At 70.8% G+C, this 3,460-nt stretch carries 3 protein-coding genes and 1 pseudogene; 2 read left to right on the forward strand and 2 right to left on the reverse strand.

What is annotated here, in order from left to right; all coding sequences use genetic code 11:
- Positions 1–619, forward strand: a pseudogene (locus tag MBSD_RS15410) (penicillin-binding protein 1A); the annotation flags it as partial.
- Positions 620–732: 113 nt separating this feature from the next.
- Positions 733–1,410, forward strand: a complete 678-nt coding sequence (locus MBSD_RS15415) for a hypothetical protein (protein ID WP_062536503.1) — start codon at positions 733–735, stop codon at positions 1,408–1,410.
- A gap of 84 nt (positions 1,411–1,494) precedes the next feature.
- Here MBSD_RS15415 and MBSD_RS07390 read toward each other — a convergent pair whose 3' ends face one another.
- Both MBSD_RS07390 and MBSD_RS07395 read right to left on the reverse strand, forming a co-directional pair.
- Positions 1,495–2,787 carry a citrate synthase gene (locus tag MBSD_RS07390; protein WP_062536505.1) on the reverse strand — a complete coding sequence of 431 codons (1,293 nt, stop codon included), beginning with the start codon at positions 2,785–2,787 and terminating at the stop codon, positions 1,495–1,497.
- A 245-nt stretch (positions 2,788–3,032) separates the two neighbouring features.
- Positions 3,033–3,284: a type B 50S ribosomal protein L31 gene (locus MBSD_RS07395; RefSeq protein WP_062536507.1), complete on the reverse strand. Its 252-nt coding sequence runs from the start codon at positions 3,282–3,284 to the stop codon at positions 3,033–3,035.
- Positions 3,285–3,460 lie beyond the last annotated feature (176 nt).

Consider the following 3,460-nt stretch of genomic DNA (forward strand, 5'->3'; position numbering starts at 1 on the left):
CGATGCGGCCGGCAAGGCCGGGCCGGCGCCGCAGCCGCCGTCCGAGCCGCGCGCCGCCGCCGCGCTGGCCCCGATCGGCGCCGCCCAGGCGGCATCGGCGCCGCCGGCGCCCGCCGCCGGCCCGCGCCTCGCGCCGCGCGTGATCGACGTGCGCAACGACTATCTGGTCACCTCGCTGATGCAATCGGTGATCGACCACGGCACCGGCGCCGCCGCCAAGGTGCTCGGCCGCAAGGATCTCGCCGGCAAGACCGGCACCACCAACGACCACCGCGACGCCTGGTTCTCCGGCTTCAACACGCGCCTCGTCGCCACCGTCTGGGTGGGCCTGGACGACTTCGGCTCGCTGGGCCGCGGCGAGTTCGGCGCCAAGGCCGCGTTGCCGATCTGGATCGACTTCATGCGCACCGCGCTGGCCGGCGTGCCGGAAAGCGCGCTGCCGATGCCGCCCGGCATCACCACCGCGCTGATCAACCGCGGCAGCGGCCTGCTGGCCGCGCCCGGCGATCTGGACGCGATCCCCGAGATCTTCCGCGTCGAGGACCTCGACCGCCTGCGCGCACGCGGACAGGAGCAGAATACCCAGCAGGAGCAGCAGCACCCCTACGACATCTTCTGAGGAGGGTCCGTCGCCCACAGCGCCGCGTAGACGCGTCCACCGGCCGTGCCGCGATCGCACGGCCCACGTTTCCCGCAAGGGAAATCCCACGTCCGAATCCGGGAGATCACGAGATGCGCAAAGGCGAGATCCACCGCATCCACGCACAGGACCGGCTGCGCCAGAACCGGCGCCGCATCGCCCTGGAAGCCGCGCGGCTGATGAGCGAGCACGGCATCCGCGATTTCCACCGCGCCAAGACCAAGGCCGCCGAGCGCCTCGGCGTCGGCGACGAGCAGAGCCTGCCGCGCAACCACGAGATCGAGGACGCGCTGCGCGAGCACCAGCGCCTGTTCCGGGGCGCCGACCAGCCGCTGCAGCTGCGCCGCCGGCGCGAGGCCGCGCGCGAGGCGCTGCGCTTCTTCGCCCGCTTCGAGCCGCGCCTGGTCGGCGCGGTGCTGGACGGCACCGCCGACGCCCATTCCGCGGTGTGCCTGCACCTGCATACCGACGCGCCGGACGAGGTCGGCGCCTTCCTGCGCGAGCGCGGCATCCCCTTCGAGCTGCAGGCGCGGCGCCTGCGCCTCGACCGCGAGCGCCAGGCGGAATTCCCCGTCTACCTGTTCGCCGCCGACGACGTCGCCATCGACATCACCGTGCTGCCGCACGACGCGCTGCGCCAGGCGCCGCTGGACCGCGTCAACAGCGAGCGGCCGATGCGGCGCGCCTCGCTGGCCGCGCTGGAGGCGCTGCTGGCGCAGGACGAGATCGCCGCGTTCGAGCAGGAAGGCGCCGGCCGCTCCGGCGGCTAGACGCGCGGTCGCCATCGCCGCTCCTGAAACGACGACGCCCCGGCACGAGCCGGGGCGTCGCGTCGTGCCGGCGCGGGACCGCCGTCAGCGCTTGGCCAGCGGCACGTAATCGCGCCGCGCGGCGCCGGTGTAGACCTGGCGCGGCCGGCCGATCTTGGCGTCCGGCGTCTCGTGCTGCTCCAGCCAGTGCGACACCCAGCCGGCGGTGCGCGCGATCGCGAACATCACCGTGAACATCTCGGTGGGGATGCGCAGCGCCTTGTAGATGATGCCCGAGTAGAAGTCGACGTTCGGGTACAGCTTGCGCTCGATGAAGTACGGATCCTTCAGCGCGGCCTGCTCCAGCTCCAGCGCGATGTCCAGCAGCGGGTCGCTGATGTTGAGGTCGGCCAGCACCTTGTGCGTCATCTCGCGGATGATCGTCGCGCGCGGATCGAAGTTCTTGTAGACGCGGTGGCCGAAGCCCATCAGGCGGAAGCCGGAGTTCCTGTCCTTGGCGCGCTCGACCGCCTTGCCGACGTTCTTCACGTCGCCGATCTCGGCGAGCATCTTCAGCACCGCCTCGTTGGCGCCGCCGTGCGCCGGCCCCCACAGCGCGGCGATGCCGGCGGCCACCGAGGCGTAGGGGTTGGCGCCGGTGGAGCCGACCAGACGCACCGTCGAGGTCGAGGCGTTCTGCTCGTGATCGGCGTGCAGGATGAACAGCAGGTCCAGCGCCTTGGCCGCGACCGGGCTCAACTGCAGCGGCTCGCTCGGCACCTCGAACATCATGTGCAGGAAGCGCGTGCAGTACTCGAGGTTGTTGCGCGGGTAGCGGAACGGCCAGCCGATCGAGTAGCGGTAGGCGGCGGCGGCGATGGTCGGCATCTTGGCGATCATGCGGATCGCCGACAGCCGGCGCTGGTCCGGGTCGTTGATGTCGAGGTCGTCGTGGTAGAACGCCGACAGCGAAGCGACCGCGCCGCACAGCATCGCCATCGGATGCGCGTCGTAATGGAAGCCGCGGAAGAAGTACTTCAGCGACTCGTGCATCATCGTGTGGTGCGTCACCTCGTGCTCGAAGCTCTCGAGCTGGCCCTGGGTCGGCAGCTCGCCGTTCATCAGCAGGTAGGCGACTTCGAGGAACGTGGAATGCTGCGCGAGCTGCTCGATCGGGTAGCCGCGGTACAGCAGGATGCCCTGATCGCCGTCGATGTAGGTGATCGCGCTCTTGGTGCTGGCGGTGGCGACGAAGCCGGGATCGTAGGTGAAGTGCCCGGTTTCCTTGTACAGCTTGCCGATATCGATGCAGTCGGGGCCGAGCGTGCCGCTGACCAGTGGCAGCGAGGCGCTGCGGTTGCCCTGAGCGTCGGTAAGCGTGACGGTCTTGTCGGACACGGCGGACTCCTTGCGGCGTTGGGGGAGACGGCGCGGCCGCGGCGGGCGGCGCCGTCCGGGCGGTCTTTCCACGGGACCGGCGCAACGCGCGGAGCGTTACGCCTCGGGACGCGGGATCGCGTTCGCGGAAACGCGATTATCGCACACCGCCCGGACCGCGGACGCCGGCACGGGCGGCCGGCGCGACTGATTCCGCCACGACCCTGGCCGTGCGCGGAGCGCGGGGCGCGTGCCCCGCGGGGACCTTACTTCTTGGCGCCGGCGTAGCGGCGGCGGAACTTGTCGACGCGGCCGCCGGAGTCGATGGTCTTCTGCTTGCCGGTGTAGAACGGGTGGGACTGGCTGGAGATATCCACCTTGATCAGCGGGTATTCCTTGCCGTCCTCCCACTTGATCGTCTCCTTGCTGGTCATGGTCGACCGCGTCAGGAAGGCGAAATCGCTGGAGGCGTCCTGGAACACCACCGCCTGGTATTTGGGATGGACGTCGGGCTTCATGAAACCGCTCCGCGAGGGTTCGAAAAGACGGCTATGTTAGCGGTTTTCCGCGGCCTGCCGCAAGTTGACGGCGTTGCCGGCCCGCGCTCGCCGGGCCCGCGGCGGCGCCGAGGGCCCACGGCGGGCGCGGTGGCCACCCCCGCGCGCGGCTACGCCGCGCCGAGGGCCTGCCGGAC

It is taken from the genome of Mizugakiibacter sediminis (assembly GCF_000953855.2).
GTDB lineage: Bacteria > Pseudomonadota > Gammaproteobacteria > Xanthomonadales > Rhodanobacteraceae > Mizugakiibacter > Mizugakiibacter sediminis.